This window comes from Clostridium sp. CAG:43 (assembly GCF_000434655.1).
GTDB lineage: Bacteria > Bacillota > Clostridia > Lachnospirales > Lachnospiraceae > Otoolea > Otoolea fessa.
In genome coordinates, this window is record NZ_FR895047.1 from 722 (window position 1) to 5,931 (window position 5,210).

A 5,210-nucleotide genomic window follows, 5' to 3' on the forward strand; every position below is an offset into this window, starting at 1 on the left:
TGTGATGGACAACTACTATCTCTTAGCCTATCGGCATTATAGCATATGCGAAAATTCTTTGCAAGATACCCCGGAAAACAAAATGTCATATTTTTCATATCATAAAGAAAAGAGGACAAATCTATGAGAGATATCACATTATGTCATCCACGTCTCCAGCGCATTGCGTCCGCCTGGATCAAAGCCTGTGCGACCGAGGGTATCACAGTAGACATCGGAGAGACACTGCGGACGGTGGCGGAGCAGGACGCTCTGTACGCGCAAGGACGTACCAAGCCTGGCAACATTGTAACCAATGCCAAAGGCAGTAGCTATAGCAGTCAGCATCAGTGGGGGATTGCCTTTGATTTTTATCTTAAGATGGATGTGGACGGCGATGGCAGCGTGTCAGACGATGCCTACAATGACAGCACAGGTATGTTTAAAAAGGCCGCAGAGCTGGCAAAAGCTTTAGGACTTGCCTGGGGCGGAGACTGGCGTAGCATCGTAGACAAGCCACATCTTTATCTGCCGGACTGGGGCAGCGCCACCAACATTCTTAAACAGCGTTACGGCACCTTTGAGGCGTTTAAAAAGACCTGGCCTAAAATGGATGTAGCGCCAGTCAAAGCCGACAGCGATGCCGGAGCGGCGGATCTCAAGGACATCAAGAGCGGCGCACACGGCTTGAGCGTCACTGCATCCTCGCTCATCATCCGGACAGCTCCGGCAGGTGCTGACTCTGGCAAGCGGTACAGTAAGGATCAGCAGGTGCAGCCGATCCGGAAGTGTTTTGTCAGCGGAGCACCGTGGATCCAGACTGCGGACGGCTGGGTGTCTGGCAAGTATCTTACTGGCTGGGTGTGCCAGGACGGGCGCTGGTGGTATCTGCTGAGTGGGTACACCTACCGGCACGATGCAGTCTGCCAGATTGACGGACAGGCGTATGCGTTTGATTCGGATGGCTGGATGATTACCGCAGATCGGATAGCAGAGGACGGACATATACGATAAAATATGATGAAAAACACAATATAAGCGCATGATAAGGGGCTGTCATTCCTTGAAAATAAAGGAAAAACAGCCCTTTTTTCGTGTGATATTTCGTGTGATATTTCCCCAGAAAAAGGGGGTCTTTATACTGAAATATGCTTTCGTGGTAGATGCTCCAAAAACACCGGAAACCCTTGTAAATAAAGGAAAAATCCAGCATTTACAAGGGTTTCCGCATCCATCAAAAAAGCAGATAACGGGAATCGAACCCGCCTTTCCAGCTTGGGAAGCTAGCGTTCTACCGATGAACCATATCTGCAAATATATATTAAGTATACTGTTTTTTCTGAAAAAGTCAAGAAATTTATCTTGCCAAAAAGGGAGGAAAGTTACTGTACACGGGTAGGCACTTTTGGGACCGAAAGAGACAAATATATTCAAAACACCCACAAAATGCGCTCTTAACACAATTTATATTTCAAAAACTCGCAGAAGGTGTTATAATAATTCCGTATGGTTAGGGCGCGGTTTTCAGGCACCCTTTTTCCGTCATAGGAAAGTGTTAAGGCACATTTTTTATTTTGTATATAAAATAGAGATTTTCTGTATCGGTATGGCGGATAAACAGAAAATAACGGAGGAAACTATGGATATAATCATTATCGGATGCGGCAAGGTTGGTACGACGCTGGCGGAGCAGCTTGTCCGGGAGGATTACAATGTGGTGATGATCGATACGTCTGCGGAGCGAATGCAGCGGGTGTCAGATGATATCGATGCGATCAAGCTGGTGGGAAATGGTGCCAGCATTTCCATGCAGATCGAGGCAGGTGTGCAGACGGCGGACATGCTGATTGCCGTGACAGGGTCGGATGAGATGAACCTTCTCTGCTGCCTGATTGCGAGAAAAGTGGGGCATTGCCACACGATTGCGCGTGTGCGGAATCCGATTTACAGCAACGAGCTTACCTTTATCAAGCAGCAGCTGGGAATTTCCATGATTATCAACCCGGAATATGCGGCGGCGACGGAGATTTCGAGAATTCTGCGCTTCCCGTCAGCGATCAAGATCGATCCATTTGCCAAGGGAAAGGTAGAGCTTCTGAAATTTAAGGTAAAACCGGAGTTTAAGCTGGACGGGCTTTCGGTCATGGATATTGACAGCCAATTCCGCTGCGATGTCCTGATAGGCGGTGTTGAGCGCGGCGATGAGGTGGCGATCCCGGATGGTAAATTTGTGATTAAAAACGGGGATATGGTGTCGATTATCGCCTCCCCGGCAAATTCGGCAGAATTTTTCCGCAAGATCGGCATCCAGACAAACCAGGTCAGAAATACGATGATTGTTGGAGGCGGTACGATTGCTTATTATCTGGCGAAACTTTTGGCGGCGATGAAGATCCGGGTTAAAATTGTGGAGAAAGATAAAGCGCGCTGCGAGGTTCTGACAGAGCTTCTGGACGATGCGTTGATCCTCAACGGCGACGGAACGGATCGGCAGCTTCTTCTGGAAGAGGGGCTGATGACGGCGGAGGCATTTGTCACCCTGACGAATATGGATGAGGAAAATGTCTTCCTTGCGCTGTATGCGAAGGAAAATTCCAGCGCGAAGCTGGTGACGAAGGTTAACCGGATCGCCTTTGACGAGCTGATCAGCAAGCTGGACCTAGGAAGTCTGATTTATCCGAAATACATCACGGCGGACTACATTTTACAGTATGTGCGCGCGATGCAGAATACGATCGGCAGCAATGTGGAGACGTTGTATCATATTCTCGACGGTCGGGCGGAGGCACTGGAGTTTGTGATCCGCGAGGAGTCGGAAGTGACGGGCATTCCGCTGATGAATTTGAATCTCAAGAGCAACCTGCTGATCGGATGCATCAACCGCGGCGGCAATATCAAGATCGCGCGTGGACAGGACTGCATCCAGCAGGGCGATACAGTGATTGTCCTGACGAGCCAGAAAGGTCTGCGGGATATCCGTGACATCCTGAGAAAGTAGGCGGCATAGATGAATTATTCGATTGTATTTTATATCATAGGCTGGATCCTGAATTTTGAGGCGGCTTTTATGGCGCTTCCGACGGCAGTGGCACTGATTTACCGTGAGTCGGAGGTATGGTGCTTTCTGGCAACGATGGCAGTATGCCTGATGGTTGGTATGCTTCTGGTACGCCGAAAACCGAAAAATCAGATCTTTTATGTGGCGGAGAGCTTTGTGGCGGTTTCTCTAAGCTGGGTTTTACTCAGTGTGATGGGAGCAGCGCCGTTTGTATTAAGCGGCTATATTCCGAATCCGATCGACGCCCTGTTTGAGACGGTATCGGGCTTTACGACGACCGGTGCAAGTATTCTGAGCAGTGTGGAGCAGCTGCCGAACTGCTTATTATTCTGGCGGAGTTTTACGCACTGGATTGGCGGTATGGGAGTTCTGGTATTCCTTCTGAGTATCCTGCCGATGGTGGGCGGTTCCCATATGAATTTGATGAAGGCGGAGAGCCCAGGACCGATCGTGAGCCGTCTCGTTCCGAAGGTCCAGATGACGGCGAAGCTGTTATACCAGATTTACCTGGGAATGACGATCCTCGAGGCTGTGATTCTGATTCTTGGGAAAATGCCGATTTTCGACGCGATCACGATCACGGTCGGAACAGCAGGTACGGGTGGTTTTGCAATCCGGAATGATAGTCTGGCGAGCTACACGGCATTTCAGAAAAATGTCGTGACGGTGTTTATGATTCTGTTCGGAGTGAATTTTAACTTTTACTTCTTCCTGCTGATGCGAAAAATAGGACAGGCCTTTAAAATGCAGGAGGTGCGGGCATATTTTCTAATCATTGCATCGGCGGTTGGCATCATTACAGTCAATACGGTATCACTCTGCGGCAATGCACTGCAGGCATTCCAGGATGCGGCATTCCAGGTCGGTTCGGTTATCACGACGACCGGTTACGCCACGGTGGATTTTGATAAATGGCCGCAGCTTTCAAGAACGATTATGGTACTTTTGATGTTTATCGGCGCCTGCGCGGGCAGTACAGGCGGCGGTATCAAGGTGTCGCGCGTCTTGATTCTGCTTAAATCGGTAAAAAAGGAACTGAAGCAGTACCTGCATCCGAGTGTAGTGGAGAAGATCAAAATGGATGGAAAGATCGTAGAGCATGAGGTTGTGCGCTCGACGAATGTGTTTATGGTTGCGTATGTGCTCATTTTTGCGGTATCTGTTCTATTGATTTCTCTGGATGAATACGATCTGGTGACGAATTTTACGGCGGTTACGGCTACGTTTAATAATATCGGACCGGGTCTGGCACTGGTCGGACCGACCGGAAACTTTGGGTTTTTCAGTAATTTCTCAAAAGTGGTTTTAATCTTTGATATGCTGGCAGGACGTCTGGAGATATTTCCGCTACTTCTGCTGTTTTCAAGGGAAACCTGGAAACGGTTCTAGAGGAGGAGAATACGGATGGATATACTGTTCTTTTTGACGGGGTGTCTGGGACTGGCAGAGACAATTGATTTGTTCTGCGGCAAAGATTTCCTGATTTTTATATCGGATTCGATCGATCCGAAGAAATATAACCTGAAAAAGGTGTATGCGGTTGAAAAATGGCTGTTTGCGATTGATACGCTGTCGCTGTTTGGCATGGCGTTTCATCTGGGCGGCGGTACGGGCGATCTGGTGCTGGCGGCAGTTGTGCTGGTGACACTGTTCGCACATGTGTATGTGTTTAAGAGCCGGAACTTCCGGGTGTAAGTAGATAAAAGTGGGCGTGATGTGTCTGGCATGCGCCCATTTTTGCTGCCATGATGCAGAGAAAATGGCTGGTGGCTTGTTTTGGGACAGATGCTTGAAACGGCTGACAGTGTGGCTTCCGGGGAAGTGGGACACACTTTGCGTTGACAGGCATATGATATAGTATCAATGAAAAATGAAAAGGAGATTATCATATGTGTTGGTCTTGGGGTAATGGTTGTGGACATTGCGGAGGATGCGGCGGCTGCGGAAACAATGGATGGGGCTGGAATAGCTGTGGAAATAACGGAAGAAATTCCTATCGGAGAGGTTTCAACGATGGTTATGCCATTGGCTACCGGGATGGCTACGATGCAGGAAGAGACAGCCAGTCTGGCTGCGGCTGCAGTAATAATGGCGGCTGTGGCTGCGGAAATTAGAGATGGAGATTCAGCTTGCATGGGGTGTGAACTGAGAGGAAGAAAGCCGGGCGGTGAGA

5 protein-coding genes and 1 tRNA gene are annotated in these 5,210 nt (G+C 49.0%); 5 read left to right on the plus strand and 1 reads right to left on the minus strand.

Translation table 11 applies throughout. The features are described 5' to 3' along the window. Positions 1-123: 123 nt before the first annotated feature. A complete protein-coding gene (locus QVO97_RS03920) occupies positions 124-993 on the plus strand; it encodes a M15 family metallopeptidase (RefSeq protein WP_022359092.1) in 870 nt (289 codons plus the stop codon). A gap of 227 nt (positions 994-1,220) precedes the next feature. On the opposite strand, the gene QVO97_RS03925 is transcribed toward QVO97_RS03920, so the two are convergent. Then, positions 1,221-1,291, minus strand: a tRNA-Gly gene (locus tag QVO97_RS03925). Between the two features lie 327 nt (positions 1,292-1,618). On the opposite strand from QVO97_RS03925, the gene trkA reads away from it, so the two are divergent. The 4 genes from trkA to QVO97_RS03945 all read left to right on the plus strand — a co-directional run. After that, positions 1,619-2,977 (plus strand): Trk system potassium transporter TrkA, encoded by a 1,359-nt coding sequence (gene trkA, locus QVO97_RS03930; RefSeq protein WP_022359093.1) that lies wholly within the window; start codon positions 1,619-1,621, stop codon positions 2,975-2,977. A 9-nt stretch (positions 2,978-2,986) separates the two neighbouring features. Continuing rightward, complete coding sequence (locus tag QVO97_RS03935) at positions 2,987-4,426, plus strand: TrkH family potassium uptake protein (RefSeq protein WP_022359094.1); 1,440 nt, start codon at positions 2,987-2,989, stop codon at positions 4,424-4,426. Positions 4,427-4,441: 15 nt separating this feature from the next. After that, positions 4,442-4,732, plus strand: coding sequence for a hypothetical protein (locus tag QVO97_RS03940; protein WP_022359095.1), 291 nt, complete (start codon positions 4,442-4,444; stop codon positions 4,730-4,732). A 168-nt stretch (positions 4,733-4,900) separates the two neighbouring features. Continuing rightward, the coding region (locus QVO97_RS03945; RefSeq protein ID WP_288188855.1) for a hypothetical protein at positions 4,901-5,210 on the plus strand (310 nt) is incomplete at its 3' end.